Source organism: Pseudomonas sp. PDM27 (assembly GCF_019219205.1).
Classification (GTDB): domain Bacteria; phylum Pseudomonadota; class Gammaproteobacteria; order Pseudomonadales; family Pseudomonadaceae; genus Aquipseudomonas; species Aquipseudomonas laurylsulfatiphila.
The window spans coordinates 291,351-311,314 of record NZ_JAHUWF010000009.1 but is presented as its reverse complement, the minus strand read 5'-3'; the positions used below and the strand labels follow the sequence as shown (position 1 = coordinate 311,314).

At 55.9% G+C, this 19,964-nt stretch carries 16 protein-coding genes and 4 tRNA genes; all 20 read left to right on the top strand.

Annotation, left to right across the window (positions count from 1 at the left end; genetic code table 11):
* Positions 1 to 216: 216 nt before the first annotated feature.
* The 20 genes from birA (at position 217) to rpsJ (ending at position 19,933) form a co-directional block, all read left to right on the top strand.
* Entirely contained in the window at positions 217 to 1,176 is a 960-nt protein-coding gene (birA, locus tag KW838_RS20075) for a bifunctional biotin--[acetyl-CoA-carboxylase] ligase/biotin operon repressor BirA (protein ID WP_218502855.1), read from the top strand.
* Entirely contained in the window at positions 1,166 to 1,915 is a 750-nt protein-coding gene (locus tag KW838_RS20070) for a pantothenate kinase (protein ID WP_218502853.1), read from the top strand. Before birA ends, KW838_RS20070 begins: the two co-directional genes overlap by 11 nt.
* A 7-nt stretch (positions 1,916 to 1,922) precedes the next feature.
* On the top strand, positions 1,923 to 2,360 hold the full coding sequence (locus KW838_RS20065) for a hypothetical protein (protein ID WP_116582923.1): 438 nt from the start codon (positions 1,923 to 1,925) through the stop codon (positions 2,358 to 2,360).
* Positions 2,361 to 2,501: 141 nt separating this feature from the next.
* Positions 2,502 to 2,586 (top strand) — tRNA-Tyr (locus KW838_RS20060).
* Between the two features lie 24 nt (positions 2,587 to 2,610).
* A tRNA-Gly gene (locus KW838_RS20055) sits at positions 2,611 to 2,684 on the top strand.
* Positions 2,685 to 2,710: 26 nt separating this feature from the next.
* Positions 2,711 to 2,786 (top strand) — tRNA-Thr (locus tag KW838_RS20050).
* Between the two features lie 173 nt (positions 2,787 to 2,959).
* Positions 2,960 to 3,035 (top strand) — tRNA-Trp (locus tag KW838_RS20045).
* Between the two features lie 45 nt (positions 3,036 to 3,080).
* Positions 3,081 to 3,449, top strand: coding sequence for a preprotein translocase subunit SecE (gene secE / locus KW838_RS20040; RefSeq protein WP_007984402.1), 369 nt, complete (start codon positions 3,081 to 3,083; stop codon positions 3,447 to 3,449).
* 9 nt (positions 3,450 to 3,458) lie between these two features.
* Positions 3,459 to 3,992 carry a transcription termination/antitermination protein NusG gene (gene nusG / locus KW838_RS20035; RefSeq protein ID WP_007984405.1) on the top strand — a complete coding sequence of 178 codons (534 nt, stop codon included), beginning with the start codon at positions 3,459 to 3,461 and terminating at the stop codon, positions 3,990 to 3,992.
* A 117-nt stretch (positions 3,993 to 4,109) separates the two neighbouring features.
* On the top strand, positions 4,110 to 4,541 hold the full coding sequence (rplK, locus tag KW838_RS20030; RefSeq protein ID WP_007933726.1) for a 50S ribosomal protein L11: 432 nt from the start codon (positions 4,110 to 4,112) through the stop codon (positions 4,539 to 4,541).
* A complete protein-coding gene (gene rplA, locus KW838_RS20025) occupies positions 4,541 to 5,236 on the top strand; it encodes a 50S ribosomal protein L1 (RefSeq protein WP_003186095.1) in 696 nt (231 codons plus the stop codon). Before rplK ends, rplA begins: the two co-directional genes overlap by 1 nt.
* Positions 5,237 to 5,434: 198 nt before the next feature.
* A complete protein-coding gene (gene rplJ, locus KW838_RS20020; protein ID WP_007970413.1) occupies positions 5,435 to 5,935 on the top strand; it encodes a 50S ribosomal protein L10 in 501 nt (166 codons plus the stop codon).
* Between the two features lie 75 nt (positions 5,936 to 6,010).
* Positions 6,011 to 6,376 carry a 50S ribosomal protein L7/L12 gene (gene rplL, locus KW838_RS20015; protein WP_007970414.1) on the top strand — a complete coding sequence of 122 codons (366 nt, stop codon included), beginning with the start codon at positions 6,011 to 6,013 and terminating at the stop codon, positions 6,374 to 6,376.
* A 220-nt stretch (positions 6,377 to 6,596) separates the two neighbouring features.
* Positions 6,597 to 10,670: a DNA-directed RNA polymerase subunit beta gene (gene rpoB / locus KW838_RS20010; protein WP_007970415.1), complete on the top strand. Its 4,074-nt coding sequence runs from the start codon at positions 6,597 to 6,599 to the stop codon at positions 10,668 to 10,670.
* A gap of 64 nt (positions 10,671 to 10,734) precedes the next feature.
* Positions 10,735 to 14,934 (top strand): DNA-directed RNA polymerase subunit beta', encoded by a 4,200-nt coding sequence (gene rpoC, locus KW838_RS20005; protein WP_007970416.1) that lies wholly within the window; start codon positions 10,735 to 10,737, stop codon positions 14,932 to 14,934.
* A gap of 216 nt (positions 14,935 to 15,150) precedes the next feature.
* Positions 15,151 to 15,522 carry a 30S ribosomal protein S12 gene (rpsL, locus tag KW838_RS20000; protein ID WP_003186084.1) on the top strand — a complete coding sequence of 124 codons (372 nt, stop codon included), beginning with the start codon at positions 15,151 to 15,153 and terminating at the stop codon, positions 15,520 to 15,522.
* A gap of 108 nt (positions 15,523 to 15,630) precedes the next feature.
* Positions 15,631 to 16,104, top strand: a complete 474-nt coding sequence (gene rpsG / locus KW838_RS19995; protein WP_007970418.1) for a 30S ribosomal protein S7 — start codon at positions 15,631 to 15,633, stop codon at positions 16,102 to 16,104.
* A 30-nt stretch (positions 16,105 to 16,134) separates the two neighbouring features.
* Positions 16,135 to 18,240 carry an elongation factor G gene (gene fusA / locus KW838_RS19990; protein WP_057400627.1) on the top strand — a complete coding sequence of 702 codons (2,106 nt, stop codon included), beginning with the start codon at positions 16,135 to 16,137 and terminating at the stop codon, positions 18,238 to 18,240.
* A gap of 30 nt (positions 18,241 to 18,270) precedes the next feature.
* Positions 18,271 to 19,464: an elongation factor Tu gene (gene tuf, locus KW838_RS19985; protein ID WP_008053875.1), complete on the top strand. Its 1,194-nt coding sequence runs from the start codon at positions 18,271 to 18,273 to the stop codon at positions 19,462 to 19,464.
* A gap of 157 nt (positions 19,465 to 19,621) precedes the next feature.
* Complete coding sequence (gene rpsJ, locus KW838_RS19980; RefSeq protein ID WP_003186070.1) at positions 19,622 to 19,933, top strand: 30S ribosomal protein S10; 312 nt, start codon at positions 19,622 to 19,624, stop codon at positions 19,931 to 19,933.
* Positions 19,934 to 19,964: the final 31 nt, after the last annotated feature.

Here is a 19,964-nt window from a genome sequence, read left to right as displayed (position 1 = left end):
CATCCCGAACTCAGAAGTGAAACGATGCATCGCCGATGGTAGTGTGGGGTTTCCCCATGTGAGAGTAGGTCATCGTCAAGATTAAATTCCGAAACCCCAATTGCGAAAGCAGTTGGGGTTTTGTTTTTGTCCGCAGGAAAGTCACGGCTACTGGATTTCTATGCAATAGCTCGGCGCGTGGCTATCATGCGGGCCTCATTGTGAGGCGAGACCTGCATGCTGACGTTGTTAAAGCTTCTTAAAGATGGCCGATTCCATTCGGGTCAAGCATTGGGTGCTGCCCTGGGCGTCAGTCGTAGCGCCGTGTGGAAGCAGCTTCAGCATTTAGAAGCTGAGCTGGGATTGTCCATTCATAAAGTTCGTGGGCGTGGCTATCAATTGTCCGCGCCATTAGCGCTGCTCGATCCTTCCGAGATCAGTGCCCGGGCGATTTCCTGCGACTGGCCCGTCCACGTTTACCACTCAATCGATTCCACGAACGCCGAGGCGCTGCGTGCCATAGAGCGGGGGCAGGCTGCGCCCTTTATTGTGCTCTCGGAGCGGCAGACGGCCGGGCGCGGGCGACGGGGTCGCAAATGGGTCAGTCCCTTCGCTGAAAATGTCTATTACAGCCTGGTGCTGCGCATTGATGGTGGGATGCGTCAGTTGGAGGGCTTGAGTCTCGTCGTGGGGCTCGCTGTTTTGCAGACGTTGCGTGAGCTGGGTATTGCAGCCGCTGGATTGAAGTGGCCCAACGATGTCCTGGTGGGTCAGAAAAAGATCGCTGGGATATTGCTCGAGCTGGTCGGTGACCCTGCTGATGTGTGCCACGTGGTTCTGGGGGTGGGAATCAATGTGAACATGCAGTCCGCTGACGAGGTGGACCAGCAATGGACATCCATGCGGCTCGAATCAGGCAAATTGTTTGATCGCAACCAATTGGTCGCCATGTTGGGGGATGTGCTGCAGCGGTACCTGGCTCGTCATCAGGCGGGTGGTTTTTTGGCCATCCAGTCGGAGTGGGAGCAAAATCACCTGTGGCAGGGGCGAGGCGTGTCGTTGATTGCCGGTGTCAATCAAATAGATGGTGAAGTGCTTGGTATTGATGGCCAGGGTGCACTGCGCCTGAAGGTGGATGGTGTGGAGAAAGTCTTCAGTGGTGGTGAATTGAGCCTGAGGTTGCGTGATGATTCTTGAGCTCGATTGTGGGAATAGTTTCATCAAGTGGCGCGTGCTTGCGGCGAATGCCGGGCAGGTGCTTGGTGAGGGGGTTGTCGATTCCAATCTCGCATTGCTTGAGGGGTTAGGGGAGCTCAATGGGCTTGCCCTCACGTTTTGCCGGCTGGTGAGCGTCAGGACTGCGGAAGAGACTGGTGCGCTGACGTCATTGCTGAAGGATACCTTTGATGTGCCGATAGTGAGCGCAGCGCCTGCTCGCGAAATGTCAGGCGTGCGCAACGGTTATGAAGAGTTTGAGCGGCTGGGCCTGGATCGGTGGCTTGCAATGCTTGGAGGCTTTCATCTGGCTTCAGGTGCGTGCCTGGTGCTCGACTTCGGTACGGCCGTGACTGCGGACTTTATCGCTTCTGATGGCGAGCACCTGGGTGGTTTCATCTGTCCGGGCATGCCGTTGATGCGTAACCAGTTGCGTACCCATACGCGAAAAATTCGTTACGGGGATCTGGCGGCGGAGCAGGCTCTGGAAAGTCTTGTTCCGGGTCGTGCGACTGTCGAGGCTGTCGAGCGTGGTTGTTTGCTGATGTTGCGCGGCTTCGTAATGACTCAGCTCGAGTTGGCGCGCAGCTACTGGGGTGAGGACTTTGTCGTATTCCTCACCGGGGGGGATGCGAGCCTGGTTTCTGAGGTCGTGCCTCAGGCCAGGGTGGTTCCGGACTTGGTGTTTGTCGGATTGGCCATGGCCTGTCCCTTGTCCTGAGGTTTTTATGCGTTGGTTGTTTCTGCTGCTGCTTGTCCTCAATGGCTTTTACTACATCTGGCATCAACAAGAGGCACCGCTGCGCGCCAAGGATGTCACGCCTTTGAGTCTGTATCGCGGGTCTCAGCAGGATATACGCCTGTTGAGCGAAGCGGGTGACGCCTCCAAAGACAAGGCTAAAGCTGTCTCGCCAGACAATGGTTGCCTTTATCTGGGGGGTTACACGCGCCAGGACGCCGCGCAGGCGGTTGAGCGGCGGTTGAGCGGGATGGAGGTCAAATACCAATCCCTGCCCAGGGGCTCGGAAAGCGCAGGGTATTGGGTGCGTATTGCGCCGGAAAGCCGGCGTTGGCTGGACGATCTGCAGTTGCAAAACCTTTCTAAAGAATTCAATGAGTTAAAACATAAAATAATGCCGTGCGAGGGGGTTGCGCCCACTGAATAGTTTGCATAGAATGGCGCCCGCTCCACAGCGAACACCGGAAACGGTCAACGAAGTGAAGCGAGTCAACGCAGCTAACCTCAAGATTTAATTGAGAAAATGCTTGACAGAAGGCTGGCATGATGTAGAATGCCGGCTCGCTTAGGAGGGGTTCCCGAGCGGCCAAAGGGATCAGACTGTAAATCTGACGTCTACGACTTCGAAGGTTCGAATCCTTCCCCCTCCACCATTTTTAGCGAGAGCTGTAAGCCTCGCGGGTATAGTTTAGTGGTAGAACCTCAGCCTTCCAAGCTGATGATGCGGGTTCGATTCCCGCTACCCGCTCCAAGTTTACAGGTTTTGCACAGTGTTACGCTCTTGTAGCTCAGTTGGTAGAGCACACCCTTGGTAAGGGTGAGGTCAGCGGTTCAAATCCGCTCAAGAGCTCCATATAACAAGGCAGATATGAAAATATCTGCCTTTGTTTTAGGTGGTTGTGGTTGCGCCTCGTTATGCTTTCGGGGTTGCCAGTGTCATAGATGCTGGTGTTGCAGTCGGGATTGCCTGGTAAGTGTTGTAAAGTCTTTTTCGGGTCGGCATAATGGTCGGCCTGATTTTGTTTTAGGTCAGTAGCTCAATTGGCAGAGCGACGGTCTCCAAAACCGTAGGTTGGGGGTTCGATTCCCTCCTGACCTGCCAGATTCACCTGGTGTGTCTGGCTTTCTTTTCACAGGATCTTCATAGATGACTCCTAAAGCTGAAGCTCAAGGCTCTCGTTTCGACCTCCTCAAGTGGCTTGTAGTAGTCGCTCTGGTGGTTGTTGGCGTTGTTGGCAATCAGTACTTTTCTGCTTCGCCGATCCTGTACCGCGTACTCGCATTGCTTGCCATTGCTGCCGTAGCTGCCTTTGTAGGCCTGCAGACGGTCAAGGGCAAGTCTTTCTTTGTACTGGTTAAGGAAGCTCGCACCGAGATTCGTAAAGTCGTTTGGCCAACTCGCCAAGAAACCACGCAGACCACCCTGATTGTGGTGGCTGTTGTTCTGGTTATGGCGTTGCTGTTGTGGGGGCTTGATTCCCTGCTCGGCTGGCTTGTTTCCTTGATTGTCGGCTAAGGGTGTCCCGTGGCTAAGCGTTGGTATGTTGTGCATGCTTACTCCGGTTACGAGAAGCATGTAATGCGCTCGCTGATCGAGCGCGTAAAGCTGGCCGGTATGGAAGACGGCTTCGGCGAGATTCTGGTTCCCACTGAAGAAGTGGTTGAAATGCGTAATGGCCAGAAGCGCAAAAGCGAACGCAAATTCTTCCCTGGCTACGTGCTGGTGCAGATGGATATGAACGAGGGTACTTGGCACTTGGTCAAGGATACTCCTCGGGTGATGGGTTTCATCGGCGGTACCGCCGACAAGCCTGCACCGATCACCGATAAGGAAGCAGAAGCGATTCTGCGCCGCGTTGCTGACGGTAGCGACAAGCCGAAGCCGAAGACGTTGTTCGAGCCGGGCGAGTCGGTACGTGTCAATGACGGTCCATTCGCGGACTTTACCGGTGTTGTTGAAGAAGTTAACTACGAAAAGAGCCGGATTCAGGTCGCAGTGCTCATTTTCGGTCGCTCTACTCCGGTGGAGCTCGAGTTCAGCCAGGTCGAAAAGGTCTAGCTGGGCAAAAATCCCAACCCCGCAGCCGTAGGCTGTGGGGTTTTGTCGTCACTGGGATAAACGCGCAAGTAACCGGGGAGCCTCTCGAGGCGTTCGAACCCGTAATTGGAGTGCCTCATGGCCAAGAAGATTACCGCTTACATCAAGCTGCAAGTGAAGGCCGCTCAGGCTAACCCAAGCCCACCTGTTGGTCCTGCTCTGGGTCAGCACGGCGTGAACATCATGGAATTCTGCAAGGCTTTCAACGCCCGTACCCAGGGTCTTGAACCAGGTCTGCCGACTCCAGTGATCATCACTGTCTACAGCGACCGTAGCTTCACTTTCGAAACCAAATCCACCCCTGCTTCGGTTCTGCTGAAGAAGGCGGCCGGTCTGACCAGCGGTTCCGCTCGTCCGAACACCGTTAAGGTTGGCACCGTAACTCGTGCTCAGCTGGAAGAAATCGCGAAAACCAAAAACGCGGATCTGACTGCAGCTGATATGGAAGCAGCCGTGCGTACCATCGCCGGTTCTGCTCGTAGCATGGGCCTTAACGTGGAGGGTGTGTAATGGCTAAGCTGACCAAGCGTCAAAAGGCTATCGCCGGCAAAATCGAAGCAGGCAAGGCCTACAACTTTGTAGACGCTGCTGCCCTGCTGGCCGAGCTGTCGACTGTCAAGTTCAGCGAGTCGTTCGACGTAGCTGTAAACCTGGGTGTTGACCCGCGTAAATCCGACCAGGTCGTTCGTAGCGCTACCGTGCTGCCACACGGCACTGGCAAGACCGTTCGCGTTGCTGTGTTCACCCAGGGTCCAGCTGCTGAAGCCGCTCTGGCTGCCGGCGCTGACCGTGTAGGCATGGACGACCTGGCTGCCGAAATGAAAGGCGGCGACCTGAACTATGACGTAGTGATCGCATCCCCGGATGCAATGCGCGTTGTAGGTCAGTTGGGTCAGATCCTCGGTCCACGTGGTCTGATGCCTAACCCTAAAGTCGGCACCGTGACTCCAGACGTAGCTACCGCGGTTAAAAACGCCAAGGCTGGTCAGGTTCGTTATCGCACCGACAAAAACGGCATCATCCACACTTCCGTTGGCAAGATCGGCTTCGACGCCGTCAAGCTGAAGGAAAACGTTGAAGCCCTGATCGCTGATCTGAAGCGTATCAAGCCAGCTTCCTCGAAAGGCATCTACGTCAAGCGCGTTACCCTGAGCACCACCATGGGCCCAGGTCTGGTTATCGACCAGAGCTCGCTCGACGCGTAAGACACAGATTGGCGCAAGCGATTGCGCCAATTGAAAAATTGGGGTCCCTGCCTGGCGGGGGCTATCCAAGACCGTAGGCGACGCAAGTCTTAAACCACAAGCCTACGCAGATGGTGCTCCCGGTTCCTTACCGAATCAGACACCAAAACGACATCCGGTTTCGACCAGATGAAACGGTAACAAGCAGGAGTTAAACCCGTGGCAATTAAACTCGAAGACAAGAAGGCCATCGTCGCTGAAGTCAACGAGGCTGCCAAAGTCGCTCTGTCCGCTGTCGTGGCTGATGCCCGTGGCGTAACAGTAGGCGCGATGACCGGACTCCGTAAAGAGGCTCGTGAAGCTGGCGTTTACGTACGTGTTGTACGTAACACCCTGCTCAAGCGCGCTGTTGCTGACACTGAATTCAGTGTCCTCAACGACGTGTTCACCGGCCCTACCCTGATTGCGTTCTCCAAGGAACATCCAGGCGCTGCTGCCCGGATCTTCAAGGAATTCGCAAAGGGTCAGGACAAGTTCGAGATCAAGGCAGCTGCGTTCGAGGGCAAGTTCCTCGCAGCTAACCAAATCGACGTACTGGCAACTCTGCCGACCCGTGACGAAGCAATTTCTCAGCTGATGAGCGTGATTCAAGGCGCTACCAGCAAATTGGCTCGTACTCTGGCGGCAATTCGCGACCAGAAAGAAGCTGCTGCAGCCTAAGGCTCGTCAACTTCTCGCGTTTTTTGTTTTTTTCGATGGTCGCGTAGGCCGTCCCCAATATCAGGAATTAGATTCATGTCTATCTCTCAGAACGATATCCTTGAAGCAGTTGGCAACATGTCCGTAATGGAAGTTGTTGAGCTGATCAAAGCTTTCGAAGAAAAATTCGGTGTTACCGCTGCTGCTGCATCGGCTGGTCCAGCTGTTGCTGCTGCCGTTGCTGAAGAGCAAACCGAATTCAACGTCATGCTGACCGAAGCTGGCGAGAAGAAAGTTAACGTGATCAAGGCTGTACGTGAACTGACCGGTCTGGGCCTGAAAGAAGCCAAGGCTGTAGTTGACGGCGCACCTGCCATGGTTCTGGAAGCTGTTGCCAAAGACGCAGCTGACAAAGCCAAAGCAGCTCTGGAAGAAGCAGGCGCTAAAGTCGAGCTGAAGTAAGCATCGACTTTGCTCCTCCAGCCCGAGCGTTAAGCGACAGGCTGATGGCTGGTGGCTCTTGCCACCGGCCTTTTTCCGTTATTGGCAGCCGACTGGGTCGGTGCCGATAACGTGCTGTAACCACCCGATGCGGTGGCGCAAACCATGGGGTTTGCACGATTTTCTGGCTGCTCCCGTCGGGAGGGGCCAAACAAGCAGGTGACCAAGCTGGGGAACGCTGATGGCTTACTCATATACTGAGAAAAAACGTATCCGCAAGGACTTTAGCAAGTTGCCGGACGTCATGGATGTGCCGTACCTCCTGGCCATCCAGCTGGATTCGTATCGTGAATTCTTGCAAGCGGGAGCGACTAAAGATCAGTTCCGCGACGTGGGCCTGCATGCGGCCTTCAAATCCGTTTTCCCGATCATCAGCTACTCCGGCAATGCTGCGCTGGAGTACGTCGGATATCGTCTGGGCGAACCGGCATTTGATGTCAAAGAATGCGTATTGCGCGGTGTAACTTACGCCGTACCTTTGCGGGTAAAAGTGCGCCTGATCATTTTCGACAAAGAATCGTCGAACAAAGCGATCAAGGACATCAAAGAGCAAGAAGTCTACATGGGTGAAATTCCCCTGATGACTGAAAACGGTACCTTCGTAATCAACGGTACCGAGCGTGTAATCGTTTCCCAGCTGCACCGTTCCCCGGGCGTGTTCTTCGACCACGACCGTGGCAAGACGCACAGCTCCGGTAAACTGCTGTACTCCGCGCGCATCATTCCTTACCGCGGTTCGTGGCTGGACTTCGAGTTCGACCCGAAAGACTGCGTATTCGTGCGTATCGACCGTCGTCGCAAGCTGCCTGCATCGGTACTGCTGCGCGCGCTCGGCTATACCACCGAAGAAGTGCTGGACGCGTTCTACACCACCAACGTATTCCACGTGAAGGGCGAGACCCTGAGCCTGGAGCTGGTGCCTCAGCGCCTGCGCGGTGAAATCGCTGTCCTCGATATTCAGGATGACAAAGGCAAGGTTATTGTCGAGCAGGGTCGTCGTATCACCGCTCGCCACATCAACCAGCTGGAAAAAGCCGGTATCAAAGAGCTGGATGTGCCTCTGGACTACGTCCTGGGCCGCACAACCGCCAAGGTCATCGTGCATCCGGCAACCGGCGAAATCCTGGCAGAGTGCAACACCGAGCTGAACACCGAGATCCTGGCAAAAATCGCCAAGGCCGGCGTTGTTCGCATCGAAACTCTGTACACCAACGATATCGACTGCGGTCCGTTCGTCTCCGACACCTTGAAGATCGACTCCACCAGCAACCAACTGGAAGCGCTGGTCGAGATCTATCGCATGATGCGTCCTGGCGAGCCGCCAACCAAAGACGCTGCCGAGACCCTGTTCAACAACCTGTTCTTCAGCCCTGAGCGCTATGACCTGTCTGCGGTCGGCCGGATGAAGTTCAACCGTCGTATCGGTCGCACCGAGATCGAAGGTTCGGGCGTGCTGTGCAAGGAAGACATCGTCGCGGTACTGAAGACCCTGGTCGACATCCGTAACGGTAAAGGTATCGTCGATGACATCGACCACCTGGGTAACCGTCGTGTTCGCTGCGTAGGCGAAATGGCAGAGAACCAGTTCCGCGTTGGCCTGGTGCGTGTTGAGCGTGCGGTCAAAGAGCGTCTGTCGATGGCTGAAAGCGAAGGCCTGATGCCGCAAGACCTGATCAACGCCAAGCCAGTGGCTGCGGCGGTGAAAGAGTTCTTCGGTTCCAGCCAGCTGTCCCAGTTCATGGACCAGAACAACCCGCTGTCCGAGATCACCCACAAGCGTCGTGTTTCTGCACTCGGCCCTGGCGGTCTGACTCGTGAGCGTGCCGGCTTTGAAGTTCGTGACGTACACCCGACTCACTACGGTCGTGTATGCCCGATTGAAACGCCGGAAGGTCCGAACATCGGTCTGATCAACTCCCTGGCCGCTTATGCGCGCACCAACCAGTACGGCTTCCTCGAGAGCCCGTACCGCGTGGTGAAAGACGCTCTGGTCACCGACGAGATCGTGTTCCTGTCCGCCATCGAAGAAGCTGATCACGTGATCGCTCAGGCTTCGGCCACGATGAACGACAAGAAAGTCCTGATCGACGAGCTGGTAGCTGTTCGTCACTTGAACGAATTCACCGTCAAGGCGCCGGAAGACGTCACCCTGATGGACGTATCGCCGAAGCAGGTAGTTTCGGTTGCTGCGTCGCTGATTCCGTTCCTCGAGCACGACGACGCCAACCGTGCGTTGATGGGTTCGAACATGCAGCGTCAAGCTGTACCGACCCTGCGCGCTGACAAGCCGCTGGTAGGTACCGGCATGGAGCGTAACGTAGCCCGTGACTCCGGCGTTTGCGTCGTGGCTCGTCGTGGTGGCGTGATCGACTCCGTCGACGCCAGCCGTATCGTGGTTCGTGTTGCCGATGACGAAGTTGAAACCGGTGAAGCCGGTGTCGACATCTACAACCTGACCAAATACACCCGCTCCAACCAGAACACCTGCATCAACCAGCGTCCGCTGGTGCGTAAGGGTGATCGGGTTCAGCGTAGCGACATCATGGCCGACGGTCCGTCCACCGACATGGGTGAACTGGCTCTGGGTCAGAACATGCGCATCGCGTTCATGGCATGGAACGGCTTCAACTTCGAAGACTCCATCTGCCTGTCCGAGCGTGTTGTTCAGGAAGACCGTTTCACCACGATCCACATCCAGGAACTGACCTGTGTGGCCCGTGACACCAAGCTTGGCCCAGAGGAAATCACTGCCGACATCCCGAACGTGGGTGAAGCGGCACTGAACAAGCTGGACGAAGCCGGTATCGTTTACGTAGGTGCTGAAGTTGGCGCAGGCGACATCCTGGTGGGTAAGGTCACTCCGAAAGGCGAGACCCAACTGACTCCGGAAGAAAAACTGCTGCGTGCGATCTTCGGTGAAAAAGCCAGCGACGTTAAAGACACTTCCCTGCGTGTACCTACCGGTACCAAAGGTACTGTCATCGACGTGCAGGTCTTCACCCGCGACGGCGTTGAGCGTGATGCTCGTGCCCTGTCGATCGAGAAGTCCCAGCTGGACGAGATCCGCAAGGACCTGAACGAAGAGTTCCGTATCGTTGAAGGTGCTACTTTCGAACGTCTGCGTTCCGCTCTGGTCGGCCACAAAGCCGAAGGCGGCGCCGGTCTGAAGAAAGGCCAGGACATCACCGACGAAGTTCTCGACGGTCTTGAGCACGGCCAGTGGTTCAAACTGCGCATGGCTGAAGACGCTCTGAACGAGCAGCTCGAGAAGGCCCAGGCCTACATCGTTGATCGTCGCCGTCTGCTGGACGACAAGTTCGAAGACAAGAAGCGCAAGCTGCAGCAAGGCGATGACCTGGCTCCAGGCGTGCTGAAAATCGTCAAGGTCTACCTGGCAATCCGTCGTCGCATCCAGCCGGGCGACAAGATGGCCGGTCGTCACGGTAACAAGGGTGTGGTCTCCGTGATCATGCCGGTTGAAGACATGCCGCACGATGCCAATGGCACCCCGGTCGACGTCGTCCTCAACCCGTTGGGCGTACCTTCGCGTATGAACGTTGGTCAGATCCTTGAAACCCACCTGGGCCTCGCGGCCAAAGGTCTGGGCGAGAAGATCAACCGCATGATTGAAGAGCAGCGCAAGGTTGCCGAGCTGCGTAAGTTCCTGCACGAGATCTACAACGAGATCGGCGGTCGTCAGGAAAGCCTCGATGACTTCTCGGACCAGGAAATCCTGGACCTGGCTCAAAACCTGCGTGGCGGCGTTCCAATGGCCACTCCAGTGTTCGACGGCGCCAAGGAAAGCGAAATCAAGGCCATGCTGAAACTGGCGGACCTGCCAGAAAGCGGCCAGATGCAGCTGACCGACGGCCGTACCGGCAACAAGTTCGAGCGCCCGGTTACCGTTGGCTACATGTACATGCTGAAGCTGAACCACTTGGTAGACGACAAGATGCACGCGCGTTCTACCGGTTCGTACAGCCTGGTTACCCAGCAGCCGCTGGGTGGTAAGGCGCAGTTCGGTGGTCAGCGTTTCGGGGAGATGGAGGTCTGGGCACTGGAAGCATACGGTGCCGCTTACACTCTGCAAGAAATGCTCACAGTGAAGTCGGACGATGTGAACGGCCGTACCAAGATGTACAAAAACATCGTGGATGGCGATCACCGTATGGAGCCGGGCATGCCCGAGTCCTTCAACGTGTTGATCAAGGAAATTCGTTCCCTCGGCATCGATATCGATCTGGAAACCGAATAACACGTGACGCGAATCGAGAGCGGGGCAGGATTGCCCGCTCTCTGCTCCGCCAGGAGGAAAGGCCTTGAAAGACCTACTGAATTTGCTGAAAAACCAGGGTCAAGTCGAAGAGTTCGACGCCATCCGTATCGGATTGGCATCGCCTGAGATGATCCGTTCGTGGTCGTTCGGTGAAGTTAAAAAGCCGGAAACCATCAACTACCGTACGTTCAAACCTGAACGTGACGGCCTGTTCTGCGCCAAGATCTTTGGCCCGGTAAAGGATTACGAGTGCCTGTGCGGTAAGTACAAGCGCTTGAAGCACCGCGGTGTGATCTGCGAGAAGTGCGGCGTTGAAGTCGCGCTGGCAAAAGTTCGTCGTGAGCGCATGGCGCACATCGAGCTGGCCTCGCCGGTTGCCCACATCTGGTTCCTGAAATCGCTGCCGTCCCGTATCGGCTTGCTGATGGACATGACCCTGCGTGATATCGAACGCGTTCTCTACTTCGAGAGCTACGTCGTAATCGATCCAGGCATGACCACCCTTGAAAAGGGTCAGCTGCTGAACGACGAGCAGTACTTCGAAGCGCTGGAAGAGTTCGGCGACGATTTCGATGCCCGCATGGGTGCCGAGGCTGTCCGCGAACTGCTGCACGCTATCGACCTGGAACACGAGATTGGCCGTCTGCGTGAAGAAATTCCGCAAACCAACTCGGAAACCAAGATCAAGAAGCTGTCCAAGCGTCTGAAGTTGATGGAAGCCTTCCAGGGTTCCGGCAACCTGCCAGAGTGGATGGTGCTGACCGTTCTGCCGGTTCTGCCGCCAGATCTGCGTCCACTGGTCCCGCTGGATGGCGGTCGCTTCGCGACTTCCGACCTCAACGACCTGTATCGTCGAGTGATCAACCGTAACAACCGTTTGAAGCGCCTGCTGGATCTGTCCGCTCCGGACATCATCGTGCGCAACGAAAAACGTATGTTGCAGGAAGCCGTCGACGCACTGCTCGACAACGGTCGTCGTGGCCGCGCTATCACCGGTTCCAACAAGCGTCCTCTGAAATCCCTGGCTGACATGATCAAGGGTAAGCAGGGTCGTTTCCGTCAGAACCTGCTCGGTAAGCGTGTTGACTACTCCGGCCGTTCGGTAATTACCGTAGGTCCGACCCTGCGTCTGCACCAGTGCGGTCTGCCGAAGAAGATGGCTCTCGAGCTGTTCAAGCCGTTCATTTTCGGCAAGCTGGAAATGCGTGGTCTCGCGACCACCATCAAGGCTGCCAAGAAGATGGTCGAGCGCGAGCTGCCGGAAGTTTGGGACGTTCTCGCTGAAGTGATTCGCGAACACCCGGTTCTTCTCAACCGTGCGCCGACCCTTCACCGTCTGGGTATCCAGGCGTTTGAACCGGTACTGATCGAAGGTAAGGCTATCCAGCTGCACCCGCTGGTCTGCGCCGCGTACAACGCCGACTTCGACGGCGACCAAATGGCCGTGCACGTACCGCTGACGCTGGAAGCCCAGCTGGAAGCGCGTGCGTTGATGATGTCGACCAACAACATTCTGTCGCCAGCCAACGGTGAGCCAATCATCGTTCCGTCGCAGGACGTTGTATTGGGTCTGTACTACATGACGCGTGAAGCGATCAACGCCAAGGGCGAAGGTCGTGTATTCGCGGATCTGCAGGAAGTTGACCGTGTGTTCCGTGCCGGCGAAGCCGCACTGCACGCCAAGGTCAAAGTCCGGATCAACGAAACCGTCAACGACCGTGACGGCGGCAGCGTGACCAACACCCGTATCGTCGACACCACTGTCGGCCGTGCGCTGTTGTTCCAGGTTGTGCCAAAAGGCCTGTCGTACGACGTCGTCAACCTGCCGATGAAGAAAAAGGCGATCTCCAAGCTGATCAACCAGTGCTACCGCGTGGTTGGTCTGAAAGAGACCGTTATCTTCGCTGACCAGTTGATGTACACCGGTTTTGCCTACTCGACCATCTCCGGCGTTTCCATCGGTGTTAACGACTTCGTTATCCCGGATGAAAAAGCCCGCATCATCGGTGCAGCCACCGACGAAGTGAAAGAGATCGAGAGCCAGTACGCCTCCGGCCTGGTAACCCAGGGCGAGAAGTACAACAAAGTGATCGACCTTTGGTCCAAGGCGAACGACGAAGTTTCCAAGGCGATGATGGCCAACCTCTCGAAAGAGAAAGTCATCGACCGTCATGGCGTCGAAGTCGACCAGGAATCGTTCAACTCGATGTACATGATGGCCGACTCGGGTGCGCGGGGTTCCGCAGCACAGATTCGTCAGCTCGCCGGTATGCGTGGCCTGATGGCCAAGCCGGACGGCTCCATCATTGAAACGCCAATTACTGCGAACTTCCGTGAAGGTTTGAGCGTACTTCAGTACTTCATCTCCACTCACGGTGCTCGTAAAGGTCTGGCGGATACCGCGTTGAAAACGGCGAACTCGGGTTACCTGACTCGTCGTCTGGTAGACGTGGCGCAGGATCTGGTTGTAACCGAGATCGATTGCGGCACCGAACACGGTCTGCTGATGACTCCGCACATTGAAGGCGGTGACGTTGTAGAGCCGTTGGGTGAGCGCGTATTGGGTCGTGTTATTGCCCGTGACGTATTCAAGCCGGGTACCGAGGACGTCATCGTTCCTGCTGGCACCCTGGTAGACGAGAAGTGGGTCGAGTTCATCGAGCTGAACAGCATCGACGAAGTGATCGTGCGTTCGCCGATCAGCTGCGAAACCCGCTACGGCATTTGCGCCAAGTGCTACGGCCGTGACTTGGCTCGTGGTCACCAGGTGAACATCGGTGAAGCGGTCGGCGTTATCGCTGCCCAGTCCATCGGTGAGCCGGGTACCCAGCTGACGATGCGTACGTTCCACATCGGTGGTGCGGCAAGCCGGACCTCCGCAGCCGACAGCGTTCAGGTGAAGAATGGCGGTACCGTCCGTCTGCATAACCTGAAGCACGTTGAGCGAGTGGATGGTCACCTGGTAGCTGTGTCCCGTTCCGGTGAGCTGGCCATCGCTGATGACTTCGGTCGTGAGCGTGAGCGTTACAAGCTGCCGTACGGTGCCGTGATTTCGGTTAAAGAAGGTGACAAGGTCGACGCTGGCGCCATCGTGGCCAAGTGGGATCCGCACACTCACCCGATCGTTACCGAAATGAAAGGTACCGTGACCTACGTGGGCATGGAAGAAGGCATCACGATCAAGCGTCAGACTGACGAATTGACCGGTATGACCAACATTGAAGTACTCGACGCCAAAGATCGTCCAGCTGCCGGTAAGGACATCCGTCCAGCCGTTAAGATGGTCGACGACAACGGCAAGGATCTGTTGCTGCCAGGCACTGACGTTATCGCTCAGTACTTCCTGCCAGCCAACGCCCTGGTCGGTGTAGCGGACGGTGCGAAGATTGCGATCGGTGATGTTATCGCTCGTATTCCGCAAGAAACTTCGAAGACCCGTGACATCACCGGTGGTCTGCCGCGTGTTGCCGACCTGTTCGAAGCCCGTCGTCCGAAAGAAGCGTCGATTCTGGCTGAAGTCAGCGGCACCATCGCGTTCGGTAAAGAGACCAAGGGCAAGCGCCGTCTGGTCATTACCCCGAACGACGGTAGCGATCCGTACGAAGAGCTGATTCCGAAGTGGCGTCACCTGAACGTGTTCGAAGGCGAACAGGTAAACCGCGGCGAAGTTATCTCCGACGGTCCGAGCGATCCACACGACATCCTGCGTCTGCTGGGTGTGAGTGCGCTGGCCAAGTACATCGTTAACGAGATCCAGGACGTTTACCGTCTGCAAGGCGTGAAGATCAACGACAAGCACATCGAGACCATCCTGCGTCAGATGCTGCGTAAAGTTGAAATCGCTGAATCCGGCGATTCCAGTTTCATCAAGGGCGACCAGATGGAACTGACTCACGTACTGGTAGAGAACGAGCGCCTGGCGACTGAAGACAAGTTTGTCTCCAAGTTCACTCGTGTACTGCTGGGTATCACCAAGGCGTCGTTGTCCACCGAATCGTTCATCTCGGCGGCTTCCTTCCAGGAAACCACCCGCGTACTGACCGAAGCGGCGGTAACCGGCAAGCGCGATTACCTGCGTGGCCTGAAAGAAAACGTGGTCGTGGGTCGTCTGATCCCGGCCGGTACCGGTCTGGCTTATCACAGCGAGCGTAAGCGTCGCCGTGACGCAGACAAACCGTTGCGCGTAAGCGCCAGTGAAGTGGAAGCTGCACTGACCGAAGCGCTGAACTCGAGCGGTAACTGAGTTCTGCGGTAAATGAGTGTGAGGCCCTGGTCACTCCGTTCATCGAGTCGAGACAAATTGTCGAGATTGGATGAGTGGGGAGGGCGGGGCCTTGCCTTGACTGGGGACAAGATCCTCTTTAGACTCTTGTACCCCTAAATTTGGCGGGAACTCGTTCCTGCCATTTTGCTTTTCTTGCAAGACAATAGCGTCGCAAGACAACAGTGGAGCTAGTAGATGGCAACTATCAACCAGCTGGTACGTCAGCCGCGTAAGCGTATCGTCGAGAAATCCGACGTGCCTGCGCTGCAGAACTGCCCGCAACGCCGTGGCGTGTGCACCCGTGTGTACACCACCACGCCGAAAAAACCTAACTCGGCACTGCGTAAAGTATGCCGTGTGCGCCTGACCAACGGTTTCGAGGTTTCCTCGTACATCGGCGGTGAAGGCCACAACCTGCAAGAGCACAGCGTGGTACTGATCCGCGGCGGCCGTGTAAAAGACTTGCCAGGTGTTCGTTACCACACCGTTCGCGGTTCGTTGGATACTTCCGGTGTTAAAGGTCGTAACCAGGGTCGTTCGAAGTACGGTACCAAGCGTCCGAAGTAATCGGCCGTTTTGCAGTTATTCATTTTATTGAGTCGATAAGAGTAAGGTCGGGCACGTATCCACAGGATCTGTCCCGGGCTAACCTGAAGACCGTTTGAGGGCTTATCAATGCCAAGACGTCGCGTAGCAGCCAAGCGTGAGATTCTGGACGATCCGAAATACGGAAGCCAAATCCTCGCCAAATTCATGAACCACGTAATGGAAAGCGGCAAGAAAGCCGTTGCCGAGCGTATCGTTTATGGTGCCCTGGATACCGTGAAGGCTCGTAAGGCCGGCACCGATCCCCTGGAACTCTTCGAAAAAGCACTCGACGCCATCGCTCCGCTGGTCGAAGTGAAGTCGCGCCGCGTTGGTGGTGCTACTTACCAGGTTCCGGTCGAGGTTCGTCCTTCCCGTCGTAACGCTCTGGCAATGCGCTGGTTGGTAGACTTCGCCCGCAAGCGCGGCGAGAAGTCTATGGCTCTGCGTTTGGCTGGCGAACTGTTGGACGCCGCCGAAGGTAAAGGTGCTGCAGTTAAGAAGCGTGAAGACGTGCACCGTATGGCTGAAGCCAACAAGGCTTTCTCGCACTACCGCTTCTAATTCTAGCGTCACTCATTTTGCGAGGGCTTTATGGCTCGTACTACACCGATTAATCGCTACCGTAACATCGGTATCGTTGCTCACGTGGATGCTGGTAAAACCACCACCACCGAGCGCGTCCTTTTTTACACTGGCAAAAGCCACAAGATGGGCGAAGTGCATGACGGCGCTGCGACCACTGACTGGATGGTTCAGGAGCAGGAGCGTGGTATTACCATTACTTCTGCTGCCATTACCGCCTTCTGGCAGGGTTCGGCCAAGCAGCACAAAGACCAATACCGCTTCAACGTCATCGATACCCCGGGCCACGTAGACTTCACCATTGAAGTTGAGCGTTCCCTGCGTGTACTCGACGGCGCGGTCGTTGTGTTCTGCGGCACCTCCGGCGTTGAGCCTCAGTCCGAAACCGTATGGCGTCAAGCCAACAAGTACGGTGTTCCACGTATCGTTTACGTGAACAAGATGGACCGTGCCGGTGCGAACTTCCTGCGCGTGATCGCTCAGATCAAGCAGCGTCTGGGTCACACTCCGGTGCCTATCCAGCTGGCTATCGGTTCCGAAGACAACTTCCAGGGTCAGATCGATCTGATGACCATGGAAGCCGTTTACTGGAACGATGCCGACAAGGGTATGACTCCTCGTCGTGAAGCCATCCCTGCTGAACTGCAGGAACTGGCTGAAGAGTGGCGCAACAACATGGTTGAGGCTGCGGCCGAAGCCAGCGAAGAGCTGATGAACAAGTACCTCGAAGGGGAAGAGCTCTCCATCGAGGAAATCAAGGGCGCTCTGCGTCAGCGTACTATCGCTGGTGAGATCGTTCTGGCTGTTTGCGGTTCTTCCTTCAAGAACAAGGGCGTTCCCCTGGTTCTCGACGCCGTTATCGACTACCTGCCGGCTCCAACCGACATTCCTGCCATCAAGGGTACTGACCCGGATGACGAGGAAAAGCAGATGGAGCGTCATGCAGACGACAACGAGCCGTTCTCGGCTCTGGCGTTCAAGATCGCTACCGACCCATTCGTGGGTACCTTGACCTTCGTTCGTGTTTACTCGGGCGTGTTGGCCTCCGGCGACGGCGTGATCAACTCGGTCAAAGGCAAGAAAGAGCGTGTGGGTCGTATGGTGCAAATGCACGCAAACGCCCGTGAAGAGATCAAGGAAGTACGCGCTGGCGACATCGCGGCCCTGATCGGCATGAAGGACGTCACCACTGGTGAAACCTTGTGCAACGCTGACAAGCCAATCATCCTGGTTCGCATGGACTTCCCGGAGCCGGTTATTTCGGTTGCCGTTGAGCCTAAGACCAAGGATGACCAGGAAAAAATGGGTATCGCTCTGGGCAAACTTGCTCAGGAAGACCCGTCTTTCCGCGTCAAGACTGATGAAGAGACTGGTCAAACGATCATCTCTGGCATGGGCGAGTTGCACCTGGACATCCTGGTTGACCGGATGCGCCGTGAGTTCAACGTCGAAGCCAACATCGGTAAGCCTCAGGTTTCGTATCGTGAGCGCATCACGAAGAACTGCGAAATCGAAGGCAAGTTCGTTCGTCAGTCCGGCGGTCGTGGCCAGTTCGGCCATTGCTGGATCCGTTTTGCTCCTGCTGACGAAGGTCAGGAAGGTCTGCAATTCGTGAACGAAGTAGTGGGTGGTGTGGTTCCTAAGGAATACATCCCGGCTATCCAGAAGGGTATCGAAGAGCAGATGAAGAACGGCGTAGTTGCCGGCTATCCGCTGATCGGCCTGAAGGCTACCGTGTTTGATGGTTCTTACCACGACGTCGACTCGAACGAGATGGCGTTTAAGGTGGCTGCTTCCATGGCGACCAAGCAACTGGCCCAGAAGGGTGGTGGTGAGTTGCTCGAGCCGATCATGGCGGTAGAGGTTGTTACGCCTGAAGACTATATGGGTGACGTGATGGGCGACCTCAATCGTCGTCGCGGCATGATTCTGGGTATGGAAGACACGGTTTCCGGTAAGGTGATCCGTGCTGAAGTTCCGTTGGGCGAGATGTTCGGTTATGCGACCGACGTTCGTTCGATGTCCCAGGGTCGCGCAAGCTACTCTATGGAATTCAAAAAATACAATACGGCTCCGTCGCACATCGTCGAAACCGTTACCAAAAAACAAGGCTGATTCAGTCCTTTAGGCAAGGAGTTAATTGTCGTGGCTAAAGAAAAATTTGATCGTTCCCTACCGCACGTCAACGTTGGCACCATCGGTCACGTTGACCACGGTAAAACCACTCTGACCGCAGCTCTGACTCGCGTTTGCTCCGAAGTTTTCGGTTCCGCAATCGTTGATTTCGATAAAATCGACAGCGCTCCAGAAGAAAAAGCTCGTGGTATCACCATCAACACCGCGCACGTCGAGTACAACTCGAAGATCCGTCACTACGCTCACGTTGACTGCCCAGGTCACGCTGACTATGTGAAGAACATGATCACCGGTGCTGCCCAGATGGACGGCGCGATCCTGGTTTGCTCGGCCGCTGATGGTCCGATGCCACAAACCCGTGAGCACATCCTGCTGTCCCGTCAGGTAGGCGTTCCGTACATCGTGGTTTTCCTGAACAAGGCTGACCTGGTAGACGACGCTGAGCTGCTGGAACTGGTCGAGATGGAAGTTCGCGACCTGCTGTCCACCTACGACTTCCCGGGCGATGACACTCCAATCATCATCGGTTCGGCTCGTATGGCGCTGGAAGGCAAAGACGACAACGAAATGGGCACCACTGCCGTTCGTAAACTGGTTGAGACTCTGGACAGCTACATCCCAGAACCAGAGCGTGCTATCGACAAGCCATTCCTGATGCCAATCGAAGACGTATTCTCGATCTCGGGTCGTGGTACTGTTGTGACTGGTCGTATCGAGCGCGGTATCGTTCGCGTTCAAGATGCACTGGAAATCGTTGGTCTGCGTGACACCACCACCACCACCTGCACCGGTGTTGAAATGTTCCGCAAGCTGCTCGACGAAGGTCGTGCTGGCGAGAACTGCGGCGTTCTGCTGCGTGGTACCAAGCGTGACGACGTTGAGCGTGGCCAGGTTCTGGTTAAGCCGGGTTCGGTTAAGCCGCACACCAAGTTCACCGCAGAAGTTTACGTTCTGAGCAAGGAAGAAGGCGGTCGTCACACTCCGTTCTTCAAAGGCTACCGTCCACAGTTCTACTTCCGTACTACTGACGTGACTGGTAACTGCCAGCTGCCAGAAGGCGTTGAAATGGTAATGCCAGGTGACAACATCCAGATGGAAGTTACCCTGATCAAGACCATCGCAATGGAAGACGGCCTGCGTTTCGCTATCCGTGAAGGCGGTCGTACCGTCGGCGCTGGCGTCGTAGCCAAAATCATCGAGTAAGCATCTCTTTTGAGATAGCTTCGATGCTTTGAAAAGCCCCCGCTCAGCGGGGGCTTTTTTATTGGGTTGACACCTATCTGGGGCGTCTATAGAATTGCGCCTCCTTTTAACGGGCGTATTGCGCCCGGTGGGAATAGCAGCCGGAGTCTGAAATCCAATGCAAAATCAGCAAATCCGTATCAGGTTGAAGGCTTTCGACCATCGCCTGATCGACCAATCAACCCAGGAAATCGTGGAAACCGCGAAACGTACTGGTGCTCAAGTGCGTGGTCCAATTCCACTGCCTACCCGTAAAGAGCGGTTCACCGTTCTGGTCTCCCCGCACGTCAACAAAGACGCGCGTGACCAGTACGAGATCCGTACTCATAAGCGCGTTCTGGACATCGTCCAGCCAACGGATAAAACCGTTGATGCTCTTATGAAGCTTGATCTTGCGGCCGGTGTGGAAGTGCAGATCAGCCTCGGCTAAGACTCGGTCTTAGTCGTGTAACGCTCTGAAA

What these genes read in the sequence shown, in the direction of transcription:
- birA (WP_218502855.1), top strand. Translation starts at nt 217, where the DNA reads ATGCTGACGTTGTTAAAGCTTCTTAAAGATGGCCGATTCCATTCGGGT.
- KW838_RS20070 (WP_218502853.1), top strand. Translation starts at nt 1,166, where the DNA reads ATGATTCTTGAGCTCGATTGTGGGAATAGTTTCATCAAGTGGCGCGTG.
- KW838_RS20065 (WP_116582923.1), top strand. Translation starts at nt 1,923, where the DNA reads ATGCGTTGGTTGTTTCTGCTGCTGCTTGTCCTCAATGGCTTTTACTAC.
- secE (WP_007984402.1), top strand. Translation starts at nt 3,081, where the DNA reads ATGACTCCTAAAGCTGAAGCTCAAGGCTCTCGTTTCGACCTCCTCAAG.
- rplK (WP_007933726.1), top strand. Translation starts at nt 4,110, where the DNA reads ATGGCCAAGAAGATTACCGCTTACATCAAGCTGCAAGTGAAGGCCGCT.
- rplA (WP_003186095.1), top strand. Translation starts at nt 4,541, where the DNA reads ATGGCTAAGCTGACCAAGCGTCAAAAGGCTATCGCCGGCAAAATCGAA.
- rplL (WP_007970414.1), top strand. Translation starts at nt 6,011, where the DNA reads ATGTCTATCTCTCAGAACGATATCCTTGAAGCAGTTGGCAACATGTCC.
- rpoB (WP_007970415.1), top strand. Translation starts at nt 6,597, where the DNA reads ATGGCTTACTCATATACTGAGAAAAAACGTATCCGCAAGGACTTTAGC.
- rpsL (WP_003186084.1), top strand. Translation starts at nt 15,151, where the DNA reads ATGGCAACTATCAACCAGCTGGTACGTCAGCCGCGTAAGCGTATCGTC.
- rpsG (WP_007970418.1), top strand. Translation starts at nt 15,631, where the DNA reads ATGCCAAGACGTCGCGTAGCAGCCAAGCGTGAGATTCTGGACGATCCG.
- fusA (WP_057400627.1), top strand. Translation starts at nt 16,135, where the DNA reads ATGGCTCGTACTACACCGATTAATCGCTACCGTAACATCGGTATCGTT.
- rpsJ (WP_003186070.1), top strand. Translation starts at nt 19,622, where the DNA reads ATGCAAAATCAGCAAATCCGTATCAGGTTGAAGGCTTTCGACCATCGC.